The sequence below is a fragment of the Stenotrophomonas sp. GD03819 genome (assembly GCF_029841665.1).
Taxonomy (GTDB): Bacteria; Pseudomonadota; Gammaproteobacteria; order Xanthomonadales; family Xanthomonadaceae; genus Stenotrophomonas; species Stenotrophomonas geniculata.
On sequence record NZ_JAOCEW010000014.1, the window covers coordinates 15073 to 36923 of the forward strand.

The 21851-nt window shown below is 67.5% G+C and carries 16 protein-coding genes; 7 read left to right on the forward strand and 9 right to left on the reverse strand.

Features of this window, described 5'->3' with window-relative positions; genetic code table 11:
• Positions 1-13: 13 nt before the first annotated feature.
• The 3 genes from N5D45_RS10060 to N5D45_RS10070 all read right to left on the reverse strand — a co-directional run bounded on the left by N5D45_RS10060 (position 14) and on the right by N5D45_RS10070 (position 4648).
• Entirely contained in the window at positions 14-2851 is a 2838-nt protein-coding gene (locus N5D45_RS10060; protein WP_049398685.1) for a TonB-dependent receptor, read from the reverse strand.
• A 191-nt stretch (positions 2852-3042) separates the two neighbouring features.
• Positions 3043-3693, reverse strand: a complete 651-nt coding sequence (locus N5D45_RS10065) for an energy transducer TonB (RefSeq protein ID WP_019338627.1) — start codon at positions 3691-3693, stop codon at positions 3043-3045.
• A gap of 217 nt (positions 3694-3910) precedes the next feature.
• Complete coding sequence (locus N5D45_RS10070; RefSeq protein WP_006382138.1) at positions 3911-4648, reverse strand: SIMPL domain-containing protein; 738 nt, start codon at positions 4646-4648, stop codon at positions 3911-3913.
• A 131-nt stretch (positions 4649-4779) separates the two neighbouring features.
• Between N5D45_RS10070 and N5D45_RS10075 the strand changes: the two genes are divergently transcribed.
• Genes N5D45_RS10075 through tldD form a run of 4 tightly spaced genes read left to right on the forward strand, consistent with a single transcriptional unit; the run spans position 4780 to position 12259 of the window.
• Positions 4780-5388: a Maf family nucleotide pyrophosphatase gene (locus N5D45_RS10075; protein WP_057504293.1), complete on the forward strand. Its 609-nt coding sequence runs from the start codon at positions 4780-4782 to the stop codon at positions 5386-5388.
• Positions 5381-6868 carry a ribonuclease G gene (gene rng / locus N5D45_RS10080; protein ID WP_010482960.1) on the forward strand — a complete coding sequence of 496 codons (1488 nt, stop codon included), beginning with the start codon at positions 5381-5383 and terminating at the stop codon, positions 6866-6868. Before N5D45_RS10075 ends, rng begins: the two co-directional genes overlap by 8 nt.
• Positions 6869-6898: 30 nt before the next feature.
• A complete protein-coding gene (locus N5D45_RS10085) occupies positions 6899-10753 on the forward strand; it encodes a YhdP family protein (protein ID WP_279938839.1) in 3855 nt (1284 codons plus the stop codon).
• A gap of 60 nt (positions 10754-10813) precedes the next feature.
• Positions 10814-12259, forward strand: coding sequence for a metalloprotease TldD (gene tldD, locus N5D45_RS10090; protein ID WP_043402681.1), 1446 nt, complete (start codon positions 10814-10816; stop codon positions 12257-12259).
• Between the two features lie 41 nt (positions 12260-12300).
• Here the strand turns inward: tldD and yjgA are convergent, their stop codons facing one another.
• Positions 12301-12888 (reverse strand): ribosome biogenesis factor YjgA, encoded by a 588-nt coding sequence (gene yjgA, locus N5D45_RS10095; RefSeq protein ID WP_010482967.1) that lies wholly within the window; start codon positions 12886-12888, stop codon positions 12301-12303.
• A gap of 68 nt (positions 12889-12956) precedes the next feature.
• On the opposite strand from yjgA, the gene pmbA reads away from it, so the two are divergent.
• Both pmbA and N5D45_RS10105 read left to right on the forward strand, forming a co-directional pair.
• Positions 12957-14324 carry a metalloprotease PmbA gene (pmbA, locus tag N5D45_RS10100; RefSeq protein ID WP_049482167.1) on the forward strand — a complete coding sequence of 456 codons (1368 nt, stop codon included), beginning with the start codon at positions 12957-12959 and terminating at the stop codon, positions 14322-14324.
• Positions 14325-14411: 87 nt separating this feature from the next.
• Positions 14412-14783: a DUF4870 domain-containing protein gene (locus N5D45_RS10105; RefSeq protein ID WP_010482972.1), complete on the forward strand. Its 372-nt coding sequence runs from the start codon at positions 14412-14414 to the stop codon at positions 14781-14783.
• Positions 14784-14868: 85 nt separating this feature from the next.
• On the opposite strand, the gene N5D45_RS10110 is transcribed toward N5D45_RS10105, so the two are convergent.
• The 5 genes from N5D45_RS10110 to N5D45_RS10130 all read right to left on the reverse strand — a co-directional run bounded on the left by N5D45_RS10110 (position 14869) and on the right by N5D45_RS10130 (position 20111).
• The gene (locus N5D45_RS10110; RefSeq protein ID WP_019338621.1) at positions 14869-15747 is read right to left on the reverse strand and encodes a farnesyl diphosphate synthase; all 879 of its coding nucleotides are present in this window, start codon (positions 15745-15747) and stop codon (positions 14869-14871) included.
• Entirely contained in the window at positions 15737-15997 is a 261-nt protein-coding gene (locus N5D45_RS10115) for an exodeoxyribonuclease VII small subunit (RefSeq protein ID WP_279938840.1), read from the reverse strand. Before N5D45_RS10115 ends, N5D45_RS10110 begins: the two co-directional genes overlap by 11 nt.
• A 36-nt stretch (positions 15998-16033) precedes the next feature.
• Entirely contained in the window at positions 16034-17320 is a 1287-nt protein-coding gene (tilS, locus tag N5D45_RS10120; RefSeq protein WP_279938841.1) for a tRNA lysidine(34) synthetase TilS, read from the reverse strand.
• A 542-nt stretch (positions 17321-17862) separates the two neighbouring features.
• Positions 17863-18408 carry a WG repeat-containing protein gene (locus tag N5D45_RS10125; protein ID WP_049454980.1) on the reverse strand — a complete coding sequence of 182 codons (546 nt, stop codon included), beginning with the start codon at positions 18406-18408 and terminating at the stop codon, positions 17863-17865.
• Positions 18405-20111 (reverse strand): alkaline phosphatase, encoded by a 1707-nt coding sequence (locus N5D45_RS10130; protein ID WP_279938842.1) that lies wholly within the window; start codon positions 20109-20111, stop codon positions 18405-18407. The genes N5D45_RS10125 and N5D45_RS10130 overlap by 4 nt, the downstream gene beginning before the upstream one ends.
• A gap of 154 nt (positions 20112-20265) precedes the next feature.
• Between N5D45_RS10130 and N5D45_RS10135 the strand changes: the two genes are divergently transcribed.
• On the forward strand, positions 20266-21600 hold the full coding sequence (locus N5D45_RS10135; RefSeq protein ID WP_019338617.1) for a dicarboxylate/amino acid:cation symporter: 1335 nt from the start codon (positions 20266-20268) through the stop codon (positions 21598-21600).
• Positions 21601-21851: the final 251 nt, after the last annotated feature.

Here is a 21851-nt window from a genome sequence, read left to right on the forward strand (position 1 = left end):
CGTGTTGCCTGTATTACTTGAAGGTGTACTTGGCGCCGACGGTGAAGTAGCGACCGATGGCACCACTGAAGTGCATCGGGTTGTAGTTCACGCCGCCATAGGTCAGCGGATCCAGCGGAGCAATTCGGTCGAAGACGTTCTCGACCGAAGCATTCAGCTCGAACGCTTCGGTGATTGCCCAACGGCCGGAAAGGTCGAAGGTGGTGAACGAAGAGATCTTCTTCACCGGCGATCCATCGGCATAGAAGAACTGGTACTTGCCGCCGCGCTTGTCAGTGTTTTCCATGCTGGAGATGTAGTTGGCCACGCCGCTGACACTCCACGGGCCCTGCTTCCAGGTGGTACCGAAGTTGATGCGGTCCTTCGGCGTGCCGATGCAGTTGGTCACGTCGCAGTTGCCGTGCGTGCCCAGGAAGTCATCGGTGCTGGTACCGCTGGTGCGCTCGAACTTCAGCAGGTGGCTCCACTGCAGATCCATCTCCAGCTGGCCCGGGCCGATGTCGAAGGTCTGGCGGATGTCGGTGTCGATACCGCGAACGCGCGAGGAACTGGCGTTGATGTAGGCGGTGTTGACGGCCAGGATGCTGCCGGTACCGGCGACGCCGTTGAGCAGGTTGTTGTCGCGCAGGACATTGCCAGCCCGGATCGCATCATCGGTATCGCCCTGGGCGATCTCGTTGGTGCGCTTGATTTCCCAGGCATCGACGGTCAACGAGGTGGAGCGGGTGGGCTGCAGCACGATACCCACCGAGTAGCTCTTCGACTCTTCCGGCTTCAGGTCCTTGTTCGGGCGGGTGATGATCGCAACCGACTGCGAGCCGCAGTCGTCCGGCGAAGCACCCGGGGCCGGGTTTTCACCGTCCGGGCAACGGATCGGATCCGAGGCAGTGGAGAAGGCGGCCAGGCCACCATCGCCGTTCTCGGCCGGGTTCGGCGCGCGGAAGCCTTCGGCGTAGCTGGCGCGCAGGGCGATCCAGTCGGCCGGCGTCCACTTCACACCCAGCTTCGGCGTGGCCTTGCCTTCACCGCTCTCATACTTGTCGTAGCGCAGTGCAGCGGACAGTTCCAACTGCTCCAGCACCGGTGCCGACAGTTCGACGTAACCGGCGTACACGTTCTGCGTGCCGTCATAGGCCGAGTAGCCCAGGCCGATGATGTCACCCGTGTCGGTGTAGGTCTGCGGGGTCAGGCTGTTGCTGGTCTTGCGCCACTCGGTACCGATCGCCAGGCCCAGCGGGCCACCCTTCAGGTCCATCAGGCTGCGCGACACGGTGAAGTCGAACATGTCCAGGCTGGACTTGGCACGTGCGCTGATCTTCGGCGAGATGTAGTCGTACAGCGCCTGGGAGTTCAGGTTGGCGTTGTCGCCGATGCGCCATACGCCACCGGCACAGTTCGCGTCACCCAGTGCACACTTCACGGCGCTGTAGCGCAGGAAGCCGGTGCGCTCGTTGACCAGGTCGGTGCCCGAGTGCAGGTAGGCGGTGTCGTAGCTCCAGTCACCCCAGTTGCCCTTGACGCCGACCAGGAAACGATTGAACTCGTTGGTGTTGTCGGTCACGCGGGGGCCGACGTCCCAAGCGCTGTAGCGCAGGCGCAACGGGCCGGTACCGAGGCCGGCAGGCCGGTCAGGATGATTGGGGCCAAGCACCACGGCGCCCGGACCGCTGTTGCCGTTGACCGGGCCGCCGGGATAACCCCAGCCGCCGGACGCGGCGGACGGCGTGTTGCTGAAGGTGGTTTCCTTCTTCGAGTAGCCGATCTCGGTGTAGATCTCGCCACCTTCACCAAACGCGAAGCTGGCGCGGCCGAACACATTGACGTACTTCTCTTCCGGCGAGATGTCGCGATACAGCTGTGCCGGATCCCACAGGCAGCCCTGCGCGGCGACCGAGGCGTCGGTCTGGCCACCGATGGTGGTCAGGCCCTGGCAGCCAGGCAGTGGCACGAGGGTGGCCGGATTCTTGTCGGTGACATTGCGGTCGTCGTACACCGAGCCATTGGGACCAACGCCGCCGCGGGTCTTGCCGCTGAGGAAGGCGCCACCCAGGAACTGGGCATTGTTGCCATAGCCCCACTGGCGGGTGTCGCCGGTACCGATCCACTTGCGGTTCTTGCGGTCGCTGATCTTGATTGCGTCGCTCTTGCCGACATCCAGGCTGAAGAAGGCGTTCCATCCGTCGGTGGCCATGTCGCCGGTACCGGCGGTCAGGGTCGCTTTCTTGGTATCGCCATCGCTGTCGCCGGACAGGCCGTAGGAGCCGCGAAGGATCGCGCCCTGGAAGTCGCTGCGCAGGATGATGTTGACCACGCCAGCGATGGCGTCGGAGCCATAGATCGCCGAGGCGCCGTCCTTCAGCACTTCCACGCGTTCAACGGCGTCGAGCGGGATGGTGCTCAGGTCGGTGAAGACCTTCTGGCCGTCATCGGCCAGGCCGTAGGTGGCCATGCGGCGACCATTCAACAGGACAAGGGTTGAACCCGCGCCCAGGCCACGCAGCGAAATGCCGGCGCCACCGCCGGCGAAGCCGTTGCCGAACGATTTGGGAATAGAGCCGGCGCCATTGGCGGTGATGGTCTGCAGGTACTCGGCAACCGTGGTCTTGCCGGTGCGGTCGATTTCCTGGCGGGTCACCACCTGCACCGGGGACGGTGTTTCAGTGTTGGTGCGCGGGATGTTCGAACCGGTGACCGTGATGCGGTCCAGGTTGGTGGCCTTCTCCTGCGCGAAAGCGGAGGTGGAAGCCACGGCGCCAACCAGCAGCAGGGTGCCGCCGGTAAGGATATGGGTGATGGACGATGCCAGGGTGGTGCGGCGGCGGCTGGCGGGCCGTTGGATCAGGTGTTTCACAGCTTCTCTCCTAACTGGAAAACCGTAGCGTTGAGGGCTGTCTCCGGTAGATTCCGGGACGGACCAATCTAGGTTTCCGGCGGGTGACGAAGTCGTGAATTTTTGCTTAATCAATAACAGTTGATCCTGTTCCGTCCGTGCCCGCCCGGACGGAAGGGCCGGCCCGGCAGATGGCCGGGCCGGCGATCACTTCAGTCCGGCAGCGAGAACTGCACCGGCACCATGCCGATGGCCGGCACGGCCACGCCATCACGCTGGGCCGGCTCGAAGCGCCAGTGCCTGAGCACCTGCTGGCGTGCGGCCTGGTCCAGGCTGCGCGAGCCACTGCTGCGCTCGATGCTGACCACCGCCGGCTGCCCGTGGGTGTCCACCTCTACCCGCAACAGCACCGTACCCTGCTCGCGGTTGCGCAGTGCCGCCAGCGGGTAGGCCGGCGGCGGGGCGCTGCGGTATTGCAGCTGGGCGCCGGCCAGTGGTGTGGCGGTATCGATGCTCGGTGCGAGCTGGGGCGGGGCCGGTTCGGCGGCCGGCAGTGCGATGCCCTGGGTTTCCTCTACGGTCGCGGTGGGTGCGGGCAGCGGCGGTACCACCGGCTGCGTCCGCGGTTTGGGCACCACCTGGACGATCTCTTTCGGCGGGATCGGAACCGGCGGCGTGGGCGGTGGCGGGATCTTCTCGATCAGCCTGACCGCAGTCTTGTCACGCGGGACCTGCACAGCCTGGTAGGTCGCCGGGATCAGCAGCAGCAGGAAGGCCAGCAGATGCAGGGCGATGGCCGCGCTCCAGGCGGCAACGCGGGCGGGGTCGAACTGCGGGGATGCAACGGGATACGTACGAACCATGGTCCACCTCCATGCCAGTGACGAAGTCCTCAACGCACCAGGGCCCGTGGCGGGGTTGCCGCACGCGGCTGGCAGTCCATCAGTAGCGCGACATGGCGGCCACTGCCTAGAGGCAGGGGGGCGATCGTTGGGCTGGCCTTCAGCCAGTGCCGGCTGCGGACATGAAAAAAGGCGGATCCCCTGCGGGATCCGCCTTTGCCGGCAATGACGAACGGGATCAGCGACCCAGTTCGAACACCACGTCCAGGTTGACCGAGACGGTCGATTCACCCGGTGCGACCGGGGTGGCCTTGTCCATCGCCGCGCCGGCCGACATGGCCCGCATCATCGGCATCGGGCGGTAGCCGCCGCCGGCGTTCTCGGAAATGCTGACGATGCGGCGCACCTGCAGGCCCAGCGACTTTGCATAGGTCTGGGCGCGGGCCTGGGCCTTCTTCAGTGCAGCCAGGCGGGCTTCGTCATAGACCGGTTCCGGCTGGTCGATCTCGAAGCTGGGGCCATTGATCTGGTTGGCGCCCTGCGCAGCCAGTGCGTCCAGCACCTTGCCCAGCTTGGCGATGTCGCGCACCTTCAGGCTGACCGTGTTGCTGGCCTGGTAGCCGGTGATCTTCGGCGCTTCGTTGTCGGCATAGCGGTACTGCGGGTTGAGGCTGACGCCACTGGTCTGCACGTCGCGCTCGGCGATGCCGGCGGCCTTGATCGCGGCCAGTACCTTGTCCATCTGCTGGGCGTTCTGGCGCATGGCGCTGTTGCCATCGGCGGCCTGGGTGACCACGCCGGCCGACAGGGTGGCCACGTCCGGCACGCGGGTGGCCTCGGCGTTGGCCGAGATGTTCAGCAGGGTGCCTTCGGCCGGAGCGGCGATCGACGGCGACGACGGGGCAGCATGGGCGGTCATCGAGGTTCCAAGGGCGAGGGACAGGGCGAGCAGCAGCGGGGTGGCGGTCAGGCGCATGGAGAACTCCTTGTTGTGCCGTTGAGGGTGGTGTCGTAGCGATGAACGCGCTGTGAGCCCGTTCGGGGTTGGGTACGTTCCGGGACGGGTTGCCGACGATTCAGGTGGCAGCCTCAGGTTATGCTGTGCCGATGCTCTACCTTGCTTCCCGCTCCCCCCGACGCAACCAGCTGCTGGCCCGACTCGGACGCCCCTTCCAGGCCTTGGACCTGGAGGTCGTCGAGCAGCGCGCGCCCGCTGAAAGCGCCGAACAGTATGTCTGCCGGGTCGCCGCCGACAAGGCGCGCGCCGGCCTGGCCCGGGTGCTGGCCGATGACCCGCAGGCGCGGGTGCTTGGCTCGGATACCGAGGTGGTGCTGGACGGCGAGGTGTTCGGCAAGCCTGTCGATGCTGCCGACGCGCGCGCGATGCTGGCACGTCTTGCCGGGCGTACCCATCAGGTAATGACCGCCGTGGTGGTGGTCGGCGCGGACGGGCTGGACAGCGAGCTGGTCATTTCCGAAGTGACCTTCGCCCCGATCGATGCCGCCGACATCGCCGCCTACGTGGCCACCGGCGAACCGCTGGACAAGGCGGGCGCCTACGCCATCCAGGGCGGGGCCGAGCGCTGGATCGAGCACCTGTCCGGGAGTTACTCCGGGGTGATGGGGCTGCCGTTGCTGCACACCGATCGTTTGCTGGCGCGCTGTGGCGTGCCGGCCCCCACTGCCGATGCCGCCAGGGAGGCTGCCGATGTCTGAGGAAATCCTGGTCAATGTGACCCCGCGCGAGACCCGGGTCGCGGTGATCGAAAATGGCATGCTGCAGGAACTGCACATCGAGCGCGGCTGGCGCCGGGGTGTGGTCGGCAACATCTACAAGGGCAAGGTACAGCGGGTGATGCCCGGCATGCAGGCGGCCTTCGTCGAAGTCGGGCTGGAGCGTGCCGCGTTCCTGCACGCCAACGACGTGGTGCGGCCGGCGCCGGTAGCCAGTGCCGACACCGAGAACACCACGCTGCCGCCGCCGTCCAGCGTGCCGATCGTCGAGCTCCTGCGCGACGGCCAGGACATCGTGGTGCAGGTGGTGAAGGATCCGATCGGCACCAAGGGCGCCCGCCTGACCACCCAGATCAGCATTCCCTCGCGCTACATGGTGCTGCTGCCGCAGTCCAAGGTGGTGGGCGTGTCGGCGCGCATCGAGGATGAAACCGAGCGTGCGCGCCTGAAGGCGCTGGTCACCGAACTGTCGGCGCAGCACGGGGGCTACGGCTACATCGTGCGTACCAATGCCGAGGGCCAGCCGGCCGAAGCCATCGCCGAGGACATCGCCTACCTGTCGCGCGTATGGAACGTGGTCGAGCGTCGTGGCCGCGAAGCGGCCTCGTGCAGCAACATCTATGAAGACCTGAGCCTGCCGCTGCGATCGGTACGCGACCTGATCCGCAAGGATGTGGACAAGGTGAAGGTGGACTCCAAGGAGACCTTCGCGCAGTTGCAGGCCTTTGTTGCCAAGTACATGCCGGTGCTGGCGGAGAAGATCGAGCTGTACAGCGGCGATCGCCCGATCTTCGACATGTTCGGGGTGGAGGACGAGATCGGCCGCGCGCTGGACAAGCAGGTGCCGCTGAAATCCGGTGGTTACCTGGTGATCGACCAGACCGAGGCGATGACCACCATCGACGTCAACACCGGTTCGTTCCTCGGCCAGCGCAACCTGGAAGAGACGGTGTTCCGCACCAACCTGGAAGCGGCACAGGCGGTGGCACGGCAGCTGCGCCTGCGCAACCTGGGCGGCATCATCATCATCGACTTCATCGACATGGATGATGCCGAGCACCGCCGCCAGGTATTGCGTACGCTGGAAAAGGCGCTGGCCCGTGACCATGCCAAGACCACGGTGTACGACTTCTCGCCGCTGGGCCTGGTGGAGATGACCCGCAAGCGCACGGTGGAAAGCCTGGAGCGCCAGCTGTCGGAAACCTGCCCGCAGTGCAGCGGCCGCGGCAGCATCAAGACCACCGAAACGGTGACCTACGAGATCTTCCGCGAGATCACCCGTGCCGTGCGCCAGTTCGATGCCGCGCGCCTGCTGGTGATCGCCTCGACCAAGGTGGTCGCGCGCATCACCGACGAGGAATCCGCGGCGGTGGCCGAGCTGGAGGAATTCCTCGGCAAGAGCATCCGCTTCCAGGCGGACGAGCAGTACCTGCAGGAGCAATTCGATGTTGTTCTGCTCTGATCCTCGCCGGCCGCAGGCCGGCGGTGGCCGATGAGCGCGCCGCCGCGCCTGCGACTGCGAAGGATCCGCCGTCATTTCATTGCCGCCTGCGCGGTGGGCCTGGTCGGGCTGGCACTGCTGGTGGGCACCCTCAGCCAGCTGCTGCCGCTGGCCGAGCGCCATCCCGACAGGATTGCCGCCTGGTTGAGTGAACGCGCCGGCCAGCCGGTGCGTTTCGACCAGCTGCAGACGGCCTGGACCCGGCGTGGTCCGCTGCTGCAGCTCAAGGGCCTGCGCATTGGCGCCGGCCAAGGCCTGGCGATCGGCGAGGCCGAGGTGCTGGTATCGATGTACAGCGGGCTGCTGCCCGGCCGCTCGTTGACCGAACTGCGCCTGCGTGGCTTGGCACTGGACCTGCAGCAGGGCGAGGACGGCCGCTGGTCGGTGCGTGGCCTGCCGCAGGCCGCCAATGGCGGGGACCCGCTGGATGCGCTGCGCCGTCTGGGCGAACTGCAGGTGATCGGGGGCCGCCTGGGCGTGCATGCGCCGGGGCTGGGGATCGATACCACGCTGCCACGCATCGACGTGCGCCTGCGGGTCAATGGCGACCGCCTGCGTCTAGGCGTGCGCGCCTGGGCCCAGACCGAAGCGCTGCCGTTGACGGCGGTGCTGGACGTGGACCGCGTGCGCGGCAACGGTCAGGCCTGGCTGGGCGCCGATCCGGTCGATTTTCATGCCTGGTCGCCGCTGCTGGCGGCCGGCGGTGTGCGCCTGCGCGAAGGCAAGGGCGAACTCAACCTGTGGCTGACCCTGCGCGATTTCGCGCCGGTGGCGGTGACCACCGATTCGGACCTGCGTGATGTCCGCATCGATGGCGCACCGATGCCCGCGATGGCGGCTCCGCAGCTGCAGCTGCAGCGGTTGCAGGCACGCCTGCGCTGGCAGCGCCAGGCCGATGGCTGGGCATTGCAGGTGCCGCGCCTGCGCCTGAAAACCGAAGAAGGCGAGCAGCAGCTCGATGGCCTGCAGCTGCAGCTCGGCAAGCAGCTGCGGGTCAGTTCTCGCGAAGTGCAGGCCGGCATCGCGCTGCGTGCGCTGGCCCTGAGCGATCGTCTTGAACCGGGCCTGCGTCGCTGGCTGTTCCTGTCCAGGCCGCAGCTGGACGTGCGCGAGCTGCAGCTGGCGGGCGAACGCGATGGCCCGCTGTGGGCGCAGGGCGAACTGCAGTCGCTGGGCTTCGCCAGCGTGGGCAATTCGCCCGGCCTGCGCGGCCTGGGCGGGCGCTTCGAAGGCGACGCGGATGGCTTCAGCCTGCAGCTGCAGCCGCAACGCCAGCTGCAGTTCGATTGGCCGACCGGCTTCGGCGTGCGCCACGATCTGCACCTGGCGGGCCAGGTGGTGGGCTGGCGCGATGAAGGCGGTGGCTGGCGCATCGGCACGGCAGCGATGCGCGTGGAAGGCACCGATTACGCGGCGGACGTGCGCGGTGGTGTCTGGTTCCAGGGCGACGGTACGCGGCCGTGGCTGCAGCTGGCGGCCAAGCTGGACGACGTGCCGATGACCGCGGCCAAGCGCTTCTGGATCCACTCCAAGATGAGCAAGGGCGCCACCGACTGGCTGGACATGGCGCTGGCCGGTGGGCAGGTGCGCAACGGCATCGGCCTGGTCAGTGGCGACCTGGACGACTGGCCGTTCGACAACAACGATGGCCGCTTCGAGGCGACCGGCCATATCACCAATGGTGACATCCGCTTCCAGCACGACTGGCCGTTGATGCGCCAGGTCGATGCCGATATCGCCTTCATCGGCCCCGGCTTCGACATGCACGGTCGCGGCGATCTGGCCGGCGTGGCGGTGCAGAAATTCGAGGCGGGCATCCAGGATTTCGGGCAGCAGCCGCTGTACGTGCGTGCCGATGCGCAGAGCGAGGCCGGCAGGCTGCTGGCCATGCTGCGGCAGAGCCCGCTGCACAAGGATTATGGCGACACCCTGGACAACCTCACCGCTGCGGGCCCGGCGCATGTGACCTTCGATCTGCTGCAGCCGCTGCACCACGATGAAGGTGGCGGCCACCTGCAGGGAACGGTCGATCTGGCCGGCGTGAAGCTGGTCGACAAGCGCTTCCAGCTCACCTTTGACAACATGCACGGGCAGGCGCGCTACAGCAACGGCGGTTTCGGCGCCGAGGAACTGGCGGTGCGCCACCTCGGCCAGGACGGTCGTCTGAGCCTGCGTGCCGGTGGCTACGTGCACGACAGCAAGCTGGCCTTTGAATCGCAGTTGTCGGCCAACCTCGATGCTGGCGTGCTGATCGACCGCGCGCCGGAAATGGCGTGGCTGAAGCCCTACATCGCCGGCACCTCGCCGTGGACCATCGCGGTCAATCTGCCCAAGGTCGCTCCGGGGGCGCCTGCGCCGCCCAGCGAGCTGCGGTTGAGCTCCGATCTGGTCGGGACCCGGCTGGACCTGCCGGCGCCGCTGGACAAACCGGCTGCCGAGCCGTTGGCGACCACCGTGGCTGCACAGCTGCCGATGGGGGCCGGCCGCATCGACGTGTCGTTCGGCCAGCGCCTGGCGCTGGCTGCGCGCAGCCACAACAACCAGACGGGTGTGCAGGTGACGCTGGGCAGCGACCATGCCGATCGCGAACCGCCACCGAGCGGACTGTCCGTGAATGGCCGCAGCCCGACCCTGGATGCGCTGGAGTGGATCGGCCTGGCCCGTGGTGGCAACGACGATGACGGCATGCCGCTGCGTGCGGTGGACGTGCAGGTCGGCAAGCTGATGCTGATCGGTGGTGTGTTCGAGCAGACCCGGTTGCAGCTGCGCCCGGGAGCGCAGGCACTGGATGTACGCCTGGACGGCCCGTCGCTGGCCGGGCGCCTGACCGTCCCCAATGCAGACGGCGGCACCATCAGTGGCCAGCTCGACCGCGTGCACTGGCAGTCATTGCCGGCGGCTCCAGGTGTACCGGCCGCACCGGCACGGGTACAGGCAGGCGCCAACGACATGGACCCGGCCAAGCTGCCGCCGTTCGCGCTGGACATCGCCGACCTGAAGTTCGGCAAAGTGGTGCTGGGCCAGGCGGTGCTGCGTACGCGGCCGCTGGCCAATGGCCTGAACGTGGATGAGCTGCGCTTCCGTGCGCCCGACCAGGAGATCGACATCAGCGGTCGCTGGCTGGGCCGCACCGGTGGTGCCCGCACCGAACTGACCGCGCAGGTGCGCAGCGAGGACCTGGGCGGACTGATGCAGAACCTCGACTACGGCGGCCAGCTGCGTGGCGGTTCCGGCCAGGCGCAGCTGCAGGCCACGTGGAGTGGGGGGCCGTCGGACTTCCAGCTGGGCAACCTGCAGGGCCGCCTGGACCTGCACGCACGCAACGGCCAGCTGCTGGAGCTGGAGCCGGGCGCCGGCCGCGTGCTGGGCCTGCTCAGCGTGACCCAGCTGCCGCGGCGCCTGATGTTCGACTTCCGCGACTTCTTCTCCAAGGGCTTCGCGTTCAACCAGATCGACGGCAGCATGCAGTTCGGCCAGGGCATGGCGCGCACAGACAAGGTGCTGATCGAAAGCCCGGCAGCCAACATCACCATCCGCGGCCAGGCCGACCTGCGCAACCAGCAGTTCGACCAGACCATCGACGTCAACCCGCGCGCAGGCAATCTGCTGACCGTGGTGGGGGCGGTGGCCGGTGGCCCGGTGGGGGCGGCGCTGGGCGCGGCCACCAATGCGGTATTGTCCAAACCATTGGGCGAGATTGGCGCCCGTACCTACAAGGTGACCGGTCCATGGAAGGAACCGAAGGTGGAAGTGATCGAGCGCAGCCGCGACAAGGCTCCGCCACCCGCGCCGGCACCGGCGCCGGCCATTCCGCCGACCGTCACCGGCCTGCCGCGCGCGCGTTGAGCGCGGCTTTCCTGTTCACGGGGCTTGCCTGAGCGCCCCCGCATCCCCAGATCGAGAACCATGACTGATATCGCCCTGACGCTTGCCCAAGACCGCCTGCTGCGCCCCGGCGGCCTGGATACCGCTGGCCTGGAGCGCACCTTCGGGCAGCTGCTCGGCCCCGGTGTGGACTTTGGTGACCTTTACTTCCAGCACGCCCGCCGCGAGAGCTGGAGCGTGGAAGACGGCATCGTCAAGGACGGCGCGCATTCCATCGAGCAGGGCGTGGGCGTGCGGGCGATTTCCGGCGAGAAGACGGGTTTCGCCTACTCCGACGACATCCATGCCGATGCGCTGCGGGTGGCGGCGCAGTCGGCGCGCGCGATCTCGCGTGAAGGTGGTGCCCAGACCGGGCGCTCGCTGCTGCGCGGCAACGCGCGCGCGCTGTACCCGGCGCTGGACCCGATTGATGGCGTCGGCAACGAGGCCAAGGTCGAGGTGCTCAAGCGCCTGGACGGCTACCTGCGTGCTGCCGACCCGCGCGTGAAGCAGGTGATGGTCAGCCTGTCCGGCGGCGTCGATACGGTGCTGATCGCCCGCAGCGACGGCGTGCTGGGCGCCGACGTGCGCCCGCTGGTGCGCCTGAACGTGCAGGTGATCGTCGAGCACAACGGCCGTCGCGAGTCCGGCTATGCCGGTGGCGGTGGTCGCTATGGCTATGAGGAGCTGTTCGCCGACGGCCGCCCGGAAGCCTTCGCCCGTGAGGCGCTGCGCCAGGCGCTGGTGAATCTTGAAGCGGTACCGGCACCGGCCGGCGTGATGCCGGTGGTGCTGGGCCCGGGCTGGCCCGGTGTGCTGCTGCATGAAGCGGTCGGCCATGGCCTGGAGGGCGACTTCAACCGCAAGGGCACCAGCGTCTACGCGGGGCGCATCGGCGAGCGCGTTGCCGCCCCGGGCGTGACGATCGTCGATGACGGCACGCTGGATGGACGCCGTGGTTCGTTGAACATCGACGACGAGGGTCATCCCAGCCAGTGCACCACGCTGATCGAGGACGGCATCCTGGTCGGCTACATGCAGGACAGCCTCAACGCGCGCCTGATGGGCGTGGCGCCGACCGGCAATGGTCGCCGCGAATCGTTCGCGCACATGACCATGCCGCGCATGACCAACACCTACATGCGCGCCGGCCAGCATGACCCGCAGGAGATGATCCGTTCGGTGAAGAAGGGCCTGTACGCGGTCAACTTCGGCGGCGGCCAGGTCGACATCACCAGTGGCAAGTACGTGTTCTCGGCCACCGAGGCCTACCTGATCGAGGACGGCCGCATCACCACGCCGGTGAAGGGCGCGACCCTGATCGGCAACGGTCCGGAAACCATGCAGAAGGTGCGCATGGTCGGCAACGACCTGGCCCTGGACGAGGGCGTGGGCATCTGCGGCAAGGACGGGCAGAGTGTGCCGGTGGGTGTCGGCCAGCCCTCGTTGCTGATCGAGGGCATCACCGTCGGCGGTACCCAGGCCTGAGCCGGGCGATGGCCAGTGCCACCGCCCCTGCCGGCGAGGACTCAGTCCTCGTCGGCTTCGTCGGTTTCAATGGGGTCGGCGTCTTCGGCGCTGGCCTTCAGGCCCAACGCGGCCGGCAGCATCAGGGCGCGCAGCACCTGGAAAATTTCGCGGTAGGCGCGCGGCGGCTTGTTCTTCGCCTTCTCGGCCTGGGCATTGCGCACCAGCGTGCGCAGCTGCTGGCGGTCGGCCTGCGGGTAGTCGTCCAGCAGTGCCGCCAGTGCCTTGTCACCCTCGGCCAGCAGGCGCTCGCGCCAGTCTTCCGCGCGGTGCATCATCGCCACTTCGCGGCGGCCGGTTTCGCTGTTGGCGTCCAGCGCATCGCGGATCGCATCCAGCGTGGCGTCTTCTTCGCGGCGCATGTGCTTGGCCAGGAACGCCAGCTGGCGCTTGTGGGCGATGTGGGCGGTGATGCGCTTGCACTCGGCGATATGCGGCAGCAGGTCTTCCGGAATCGGCAGGCGCGCCAGCTGGGCCGGGGTCAACGACACCAGCTTCTCGCCCAGGGCCAGGACGTCGAGCGCATCGCGCCGGTTCTGGCTGCGGCTCTTGTCGTGGAATTCACCGGTTTCTTCGTCGCGTCCGCGCATCGTTCCTACCTGATCTCAAAAAAAGTCGCCCGGCGTGATGCCGGGCCCAACCCGTACAGGATAAAGCATTGAACGTGATCGCCCCTGAAGTCGCTGTCGGCGACGACAGCCCGGCCCGGCTGGAACGGCTGGCCGACCTTTCCCAGCAGCTGCTCGACCGTGCCCGGGCGCTGGGCGCCAGCCAGGCCGAGGTCAGCTGCAGCGAGGACCGTGGCCTGGAGGTCAATGTCCGCCTTGGCGAGGTTGAGACCGTGCAGTCCACCCGCGACCGCGGTATCGCCGTCACCGTCTATTTCGGCCAACGCAAGGGCAGCGCCAGCACCGGCGACCTGAACGAGGCCAGCCTCACCGCCACGGTCGAGCAGGCCTGTGCGATCGCCCGGCATACCGAAGATGACCCGGCTGCAGGCCTGGCCGATGCCGCGCTGATGGCTACCGATTTCCCGGATCTGGATGCCTGGCACCCGTGGGCACTGCAGGCCGACGAGGCGGTGGACCTGGCCCTGGCCTGCGAGAACGCAGGTCGTGAGGCCGATGCGCAGATCCGTAACTCCGACGGCGCCTCGGTGTCGAGCATGCAGAGCCTGTCGGTGTACGCCAATTCGCATGGCTTTTTCGGCCGTGAGCGTGGCACCCATCATTCGGTGGGCTGTGCGCTGATCGCCGGCCAGGGCGATGGCATGCAGCGCGATGGCTGGTACACCAGCGCGCTGGCCCGCGAGGACCTGGAGGAGGTGGGCCTGGTCGGTCGTCGTGCCGCCGAGCGTACCGTCGCCCGCCTGCAGCCTCGCTCGATGGCCACCGGCAGCATGCCGGTGCTGTTCGCCCCGGAAGTCGCGCGCAGCCTGGTCGGTCACCTGCTGTCGGCGGTGTCCGGCGGTGCCCTGTACCGCCAGGCCAGCTTCCTGCTGGACAGTGTTGGCCAGCAGCTGTTCCCGGACTGGATGCAGATCGAGGAACTGCCCCACCTGCGCCGTGGCCTGCGCTCGGCCGCCTTCGACGGTGACGGCGTGGCCACCCGTGCTTCGGCCCTGGTCCGTGACGGCGTGCTGCAGCGCTATGTGCTGGGCAGCTACTCGGCGCGCAAGCTGGGCCTGCAGACCACCGCCAATGCCGGTGGCGTGCACAACCTGCAACTGGCCGCCAACGCGGGCTCCCTGCATGAGATCGCCCGCCAGATGGGCGATGGCCTGCTGGTGACCGAGCTGATGGGGCAAGGCGTGAACGGGGTGACCGGCGACTACTCGCGCGGTGCCGGCGGCTTCCGCGTCGAGAATGGCGAGATCCAGTACCCGGTGGATGGCATCACCATCGCCGGCAACCTGCGCGAGATGTTCAGCAGCATCGAAGCGGTCGGCAGCGACGTCGACCCGCGCTCGCACATCCGGACCGGTTCGATCCTGCTGGGGCGGATGACCATTGCCGGTAATGATTGATGGCGTCGATGGCGTAAGCTATGCCCGCCTGACGCAACCAGCTTGGTGCTGGTGGGTCAAGACCACCCAATGAAAAGGAGTTTTGTCGTGAGCGAATTCGATAACGTCCCGCCGCCGCCGGCCACCACCGACGTGCCGGCCGACCAGCGCACCATGGCCCTGGCTGCCCACCTGCTGGGCATCTTCACCGGCTTCATCGGCGCACTGATCATCTGGCTGATCAACAAGGACGATGCTGGCAAGGCTTTCGTGACCGACCAGGCCAAGGAAGCCCTGAACTTCCAGATCACCGTGACCATCGCCATGGTCATCAGCATGATCCTGACCATCGTGATCATCGGCGTCTTCCTGGCCCCGATCGTCGGCATCATCAGCCTGGTGTTCAGCATCATCGCAGCGGTCAAGGCCAACAACGGCGAAGCCTATCGCTACCCGTTCGCGCTGCGCCTGATCAAGTAATACCGGCTGCATGCGGAACTGAAAACGCCCGGCATTGCCGGGCGTTTTCATGTGCGGGGAGCGACGGGCGGTGCCCGGCGAGCGATCAATGATCGCGTTCGACCGCCAGCGTCGCCAGCGCACGCAGCGCATCGGCTTCCTCGCCATACCCGGCCAGGATCGACTGCATGCGTGCAGCGAGTTCGTGCAGCTGGGCCTTTGCGCCGTCCATGCCAAGCAGGGCGGGGAAGGTGCTCTTGTCCTGCGCCTGGTCCTTGCCGGCGGTCTTGCCCAGCTGCTCGGAACTGGCCTCGACATCGAGGATGTCGTCGCGTACCTGGAAGGCCAGGCCGAGTGCATCGGCGAAGCTGTCCAGCTGGGCCAGCTGCGGTTCGTGGGCTTGGCCGCACAGCGCGCCCATGCGCACTGCCGCGCGGATCAGGGCGCCGGTCTTCAGCGCATGCATGCGGGTCAATGCCGCCAGCGTCTGCTGCTGGCCGGTGGCATCGATATCCAGGGCCTGGCCGCCGCACATGCCGGACGCGCCGGAGGCGTGGGCCAGGGTCTGCAGGCAGGCCACGCGCAGCGTGGCCGGCAGCGGTGCATCGGCCAGCAGGCCGAAGGCACGGGTCTGCAGCGCGTCGCCGGCGAGGATCGCGGTAGCTTCGTCGAAGGCGATGTGGGTGGTCGGCTTGCCACGGCGCAGCGCGTCGTCATCCATCGCCGGCAGGTCGTCATGCACCAGCGAGTAGGCGTGGATGAGTTCGACGGACATGGCCGCCGCATCCAGGCTTTCCAGCTGTGCACCGAACAGGTGGCCACTGGCGTAGACCAGCAGCGGGCGCATGCGCTTGCCACCGCCCAGCACCGAATAGCGCATGGCCTGGTGCAGGCGCTGCGGTGCTTCGGCGGGCGAGGGCAGGGCAGCGTCGAGCTGGCTTTCGATACGGTCGCGCCAGCGCGCGAACAGAACCTCAGCCGTCATGGTTGGGCGGATCGAAGGGCTCGGATGCTTCCGGCTGCGCCGGATCGCTGAGCAGGCGCACGCGCAGTTCGGCCTGCTCCAGCGCCTGCTGGCACTGGCGATACAGACCGACGCCACGTTCGTAAGCACTGAGCGAGGCTTCCAGGCTCAGCTCGCCGGTTTCCATCTGCTCCACCAGCTGTTCCAGCGATTCGAGCGACTGCTCGAACTGGGCGACCGGGGAGGCGTTTTCGGGGGACTTCTTGACCATGTGGCAAGTGTGGACGGGCCGCGCGCGGGGGTCAATTCACCAGCCGCCGGGACGCCACTGCAGCTGTGCCTGGTGGGCCTGCAACCAGGCCTGCAGTGGCGCGGAGATGACCACGTCGGCGGCGGCCAGCAACTGCGGGCCATCAAAGATCAGCGGCAGCTGCGCGCGTCGCCAGGGGGCGAGATGTTCGCGTTGCAGGCAGTCCTTCAATGCGTGCGAATGCTGGCGACCTGGCAGCAGGATGCGCTCTCCGCCCAAGCGTGCACGGACCTGCAGCGGGCGCTCGAAGGCGGCGCCGCCCTGCAGCCGCAGCTGGCCGCCATCGGGCAGCGGCAGGGGGGCATGCCCATCCCATTCGGCCTGCCACGCGCGGGGCAGCGATGGCAGCTGCGCGGGTAGCAGATAGGCATGCTCGCGCCATTGCTGGATGGCATGATCGTGCCAGCGCACCCGCGCCTGGCGATCATTGCCGGCCGGCAGCAGTTCGTCCAGGCCTTGCTGCAGCACCGTGGCCGGCAGTGGGGCGGCACCATGGCCGATCACCCAGGCGCGCAGCACGCGCGCGGCGCGTCCCGATGACACCTGACGCAGCAACTGCAGCGACAGCACGCGTGGAGCGACTTCCAGGTGTGTGATCAGCTCGGCGTCTTCTTCATCCAGCAGTTCGCGGGTCTGCCGGCAATGCAGGACGCTGCCGGCCAACGCGGCGGCGGCGTGCGGCCAGCGCTGGCGCAACAGTGGCAGTACCTGCAGGCGCAGGAAGTTGCGATCGGCGTGGTCTTCGGCGTTGCTGGGATCCTCGATCCAACGCAGCGCGTGTTGCCGGGCATAGTCGAGCAGTGCGGTGCGCGATGCGTGCAGCAAGGGACGCCACAGGCGGTGCGTACCGAGCTGACTGTCATCGGCCATCGCGGCAAGGCCATCGACACCGGAGCCGCGCAGCGCGCGGAGCAGGAAGGTCTCGGCCTGATCGTCCTGGTGCTGTGCCAGCGCCAGAGTTTCGCCTTCGCGCAGTTCAGCAGTGAACGCTGCACGTCGTGCTTCGCGCGCTGCGCCTTCGAGGCCCAGGCCTGTGGTTCTGTCGATCTGTACGTGGCGCACGGCCAGCTCGACGCCCAGTGCCGCGCACTGCTGCTGGCAATGCCGTACCCAGTCGTCAGCTGCTGGTTGCAGGCCGTGGTGTACGTGCACCGCACGCAGCGCCGTGCCGGAAGCCTGGGCGCAGCGCCACAGCCAGTGCAGCAGCACGGTGGAGTCGACACCACCGCTGTAGCCCACCAGCAGCGGCGCATCCAGCGGAACAAGGGCAGGGAAGGCAGTCACGGCGGCAAGTATAGGGTTGCCCGGCAGGGCTGCGCCCTGCACCCGCTACGATCCAGAGCAACAGCAACAGCAACAGCAGAAGCTGGGTTCCTGAAGGATGGCGGGGTGGGCCCGGTTGCGGGAGACGCCGTAAACCCATCCATGGGGGCTTGGCCGCGGCATCCATGCCGCGGACACTCCCGCAACCGGACCCACCCCGCCTTCGACAGTTTCCTGCGAACTGTCGGAATTGCTCTTGAGTCAGATCCGTTTTCCTGCGGAAAACGGATCTGACCCCGGATTCAATTCGATATCTGACAGATCTGATCCACGCATGGCGTGGATCTACTGGCCACCGGAAAACTGTCGAAGGCGGGGCACTGTGGGTTTGCGGGGTGTGAGCCGCATGGATGCGGCGACCAAGGCTACATAGACGTACTTGCGCCGTCCCCGCAAACCCACAGTGCCCCGCCATCCCACGAAATGCACGCTGTTGCTGTTGCGTCGGCCGTTGCCGTTGCCGTTGCGTCTGCAGGTGCAGGGCGCAGCCCTGCCGAAAACCCCTAGTTCACCCGACGACCCGAGCGGTCGATCCGGAACCACTCTCCGCCTTCCATCGGCGTGTGGCCATCGGCATCCGGCGTGCCGCGACGGCAGCCGTTGCAGACCTCGGCCACGCCGTCGCGGAACGGCCAGGCGAAATCGAAGGTGCCGGGCACCACCTGGCGGAATGTCAGATCGAAGTAGCCCACGCGATTACCGACGCGGCCGCGCAGCAGGCCTTCTTCCGGCATCTCCGGGCCGTTGTCCCAGGTCAGCACCGGCAGGCTGCGGCCCTTGCGGTCGACGTAGTGGAAACCCTGGTCGGCATACACCACGGCCAGGCCGTGGTCATCAAAGTTCAGGTCTTTCAGGGTGTCCGGCTGGATCTTCGGCCGGTGGTCGACCACTTCGCAGTTGGGCAGCGGCCACAACCCGTGTTCGTCGGTCAGCAGCTTGCACGCCGGTGCCTGCGCCAGCGCGTTGGCACTGGCCAGCACGCCGAGCAGGGCCAGCGACCGCGCGAAGCGGCCGCTGGCAGGCGCAGGGCGGGCCTGCAGGGCGATCACTTGGCCTCGGCCTTGCGTTCGAAGGCCGTCGGCGCCGGCAGCTGCACCGGCACGCCCTTGTCATCGCAGGTGCCGGCCTGGCACAGGCGCTCGCGCAGGGCCGGGGTGGCCTGCACGATCATGTGGTAGATCGCGTTCTGTTCCAGCGTGCCGCGGATCGCCTTGCTGCCCGGGCCGCGTGCCCAGATGCCGACGTCTTCGCCGCCGTGCGACTCGGACTTCATCGGCACCAGTGCTTCCTGCATGTAGTCCGGATGCTCGGTGTCGACCTCGCGCAGGTTCGGGCGGCCGTTGGCCGGTTCGAAGCTGCTCGGGTTGTGCGGGTAGCGCTTCGGGCCGGCCGGCTGCTGGTTGCTGCTGCCGGTATGGCCCGGGCCATTGGCGTAGCTCAACGTGGTGTACGGCTGGCCGGTGCCGTCCAGCGCGTAATCCAGCTTGCCGGCGCCATCTTCGCCACCCTTGTCCTTCACCTTGCCCAGGATCGGGTTGCCGCGTGCCGGGTAGCCGACGAAGTTCAGCGTGTGCGAGTGGTCGGCGGTGACGATGATCAGGGTGTCGTCGGCCGAGGTCAGTTCGTTGGCCACGCGCACTGCATCGGACAGGGCCACGGTCTCGGTCAGTGCACGGTAGGCGTTGCCGCTGTGGTTGGCGTGGTCGATGCGCGCGCCTTCGATCATCAGTACGTAGCCTTCCTGGTGCTTCGACAGATTCCTGATCGCCGCAGCCGTCAGTTCGGCCAGGCTCGGCTCACCGCCCGGATCCTGCGGGCGCTCGTACTCGTAGCGCATGTGGTCCGGCTCGAACAGGCCAAGGATGGCCGGCGCATTGGCGGTGGCGGCCAGCTGCTTGCTGTTCCAGACGTAGGCGCCCTGCGGATGGGCCTGCTGCCATTCCTGCACCAGGCTGCGGCCGTCCAGGCGCTGGCCGACCTTGTCGTCGTACTCCGGATCGCGCTCTTCCACGGTGGTGAATTCTCCGCGGCCACCGCCGAGGGCGACCAGCGGGCCGCGGCCATAGCGCGAGGTCGACAGCAGCTGCTGGGCGATGTCCTTGCAGCCTGCCGCCTTGGCCGCTTCAGTCAGGTCGGTGTCGTTTTCCCAGTTGCGCTCGGGTGAATGTGCATAGGTGGCGGCCGGGGTGGCATGGGTCAGGCGTGCGGTGGACACCACGCCCGTGGCCAGGCCGGCGCTGTCGGCCAGCTGCAGCCAGGTCAGCAGGCCCTTGGACAGGCTGTCGGCGCAGTCGGTGCGGCTGCCGGCGCTGACGCCGATCGCGCCCATGTGGGTCTTCACGCCGGTGGTGATGGCGGTCATGGTGCCGGCCGAATCAGGGGTCTGCGAATCGGTGTTGTAGGTCTTGCTGAACGCCGTGGCCGGGAAGCGTTCCCAGGACAGCAGGTTCTCTTCGCCCGAGCCACCCTTCTGCTGGCCTTCGTAGATGCGCGAGGCGGCCACCGTGGTCAGGCTCATGCCGTCACCGAGGAACAGGATGACGTTCCTGGCCTTGCCGGACATCGCACCGTTCGCTGCGGCCTGGGCCGCGCCGCTGCGGTACCACCACTGCGGCGTCTCGCCGGCCGGGTGGGTAACGGGATCGACGGCGACCTTCAGGCCGGCCGGAGCGGACGCGGGGGCGGTGCTGGCGCAGGCGCCCAGCAGCAGGGTGGTGGCGCAGGCGGCCAACAGGGAGACGGAACGGCGCATGGACGCTGGGATCTCACAAACTGTAACGGGACGTTCATTATGCCCGCCCTCGCAAGGCACGCCGATGACACACTGATTTGCCGGCCGGGCGGTCGTTCTGCGGGCCGCCTTGGGCTATCGTGCCAACATCCCTTCCTTCCCCTCTGGATTGCCTATGAAGCTGGTCTCTGCCTGGCTGCGGATTCCATTCTGGCAGCGCGTGGTCGGTGGCTTCGTGCTCGGCGCGCTGGCCGGCTGGGCGCTCGGCCCGGCCGCGGAAACGTGGTTCGGCCCGCTCGGCGAGCTGTACGTCACCCTGATCAAGATGATCGCGGTGCCGCTGGTGTTCTTCGCGGTCATCAACGCGATCTCGTCGCTGCACGGCCAGAAATCGGTCGCCGCGCTCAGTGGCCGCACCTTCCTGTGGTTCGTGATCACCGCTGCGCTGGCGGTGTGCGTCGGCCTGGGCGTGGGCACCGTGCTGCAGCCCGGCGCCGGTGGCCTGCAGCTGACGATGGCCAGCAACTACGTGCCGCGTGAAGTGCCCAGCGTGGTGCAGGTGCTGCTGGATGTGGTGCCGGCCAATGTCTTCTACGCGCTGTCCGGCATCGGCACCAAGGTCAATGCCGCCGGTGAAACCGTGCTGGCCGCGGGCCGTGGCTCGATCCTGCCGGTGATCTTCTTTGCTGGTCTGGTCGGTTTCGCCATCGTCAAGCTGGGCGAGAAGGTGACCGAGGCGCGCAAGCTGGTCGGCCAGATGAGCGACATCATGATCCAGGTGACCCGCTTCGTGCTGGAAGTCACCCCGATCGGCACCTTCGGTCTGATCGCTGGCCTGGTCGGCAGCTACGGCTTCGAGAAGCTGCTGCCGCTGGGGCATTTCGTGCTGGCCCTGTACGTGGCCTGCGCCCTGCACATCGTGGTGGTCTACAGCGCGCTGCTGCTGGCGCACGGCCTGAACCCACTGAAGTTCTTCCGTGGCGCCGCGCCGGGCATGCAGGTGGCGTTTGTCAGCTCGTCCAGCTTCGCCGCGATGCCGGTGGCGCTGCGTTCGATCACCCACAACCTGGGTGTGAACAAGGACTACGGTTCGTTCGCGGTGCCGCTGGGCGCCAGCATCAAGATGGATGGCTGCGGCGCGATCTACCCGGCGCTGTGCGCGGTGTTCATCTCGCAGTACAGCGGTGTGCCGCTGACCCCGGAACAGTATGTGGTGGTGCTGATCGCCTCGGTGCTGGGCAGCTTCGGTACCGCCGGCGTGCCGGGTACTGCGGTGATCATGGCCACGGTGGTGCTGAGCGCGGCCAACCTGCCGCTGGAGACCATCGGCTACCTGTATGCCATCGACCGCATCCTGGACATGATGCGCACGATGACGAACGTGACGGGCCAGATGCTGGTGCCGGTGATCGTGGCCAAGGAGACCGGGCTGCTCGATCAGGCGGTGTATGACAATCCGTCCAGCAATGTCGGGGTGGACGATCCGGACCCGACACCGCCACGCGCCTGAGGTTGCGTGGAGATGTAAAAGGCCCGCCCTGACCCGGCGGGCCTTTTGTTTGGGAGCTGGTTGGCGCGGTGGCGGCCAAGGTGGGTCCTGGTAGATCCACGCCATGCGTGGATGGAGGCAGTGCCGACCAACGGTCGGCACCCACCAGGGCAGGCGGCGCGATGCCGACCAAGGTCGGCACCTACCGGGGGCGCAAACAAAAAAGCCGCTGCGGGGCAGCGGCTTTTTGTCTTTCAGGCGGCGCCGTAGCG